1 protein-coding gene is annotated in these 517 nt (G+C 48.0%); it reads right to left on the bottom strand.

What is annotated here, in order from left to right:
• On the bottom strand, positions 1-517 hold a 517-nt coding region (locus R7Q46_RS30350; protein WP_318078737.1), incomplete at both ends, for an acyl-CoA dehydrogenase domain-containing protein.

Below are 517 nucleotides of genomic sequence, written 5' to 3'. Positions count from 1 at the left end.
ATAATCAGAACGCGAAGTGTGCGGCCAATGACTTTGTTCGGGAAGTTTGCTAGGAACTCATCAACGGCGATTTCTGCTTGTTTTAAGCTATCTTGTAGACCCCAGTGAACCAAAGCCAAATCTTCAGCCGGACGACCATCTTGTTCAAAACGTTTTAGCGTCGCGGAGCTTAGGTATAGCTGACTGAGAATGTCACCTAAACGCGCAGATAAACGCTCTTTACGTTTCAACGAACCACCAAGCACAGCCATTGAGATATCAGACAGAAGCGCTAGGTTGGCACTGTAACGGTTTAGCTGTTGGTAGTAGCGTTTCGTTGCATCTTTAGTCGGTGCCGATGAACCGAGACCATCGCTCAAACCAAACCAAATATTGCGAACGAGGTTACTCATGGTAAAGCTCACGTGGCCAGCTAGCGCTTTGGCGAATTTCTGAACCGCGTCGCTCGTTTCTGAGTAAGCTGCGTTCATTTCTTCAAGCACGTATGGGTGACAACGAATCGCACCTTGACCGAAGA

The sequence above is a fragment of the Vibrio sp. 811 genome (genome assembly GCF_033339195.1).
Note: the sequence above shows the minus strand (reverse complement) of the source record. Positions and strands in the feature narration are given on the sequence as shown.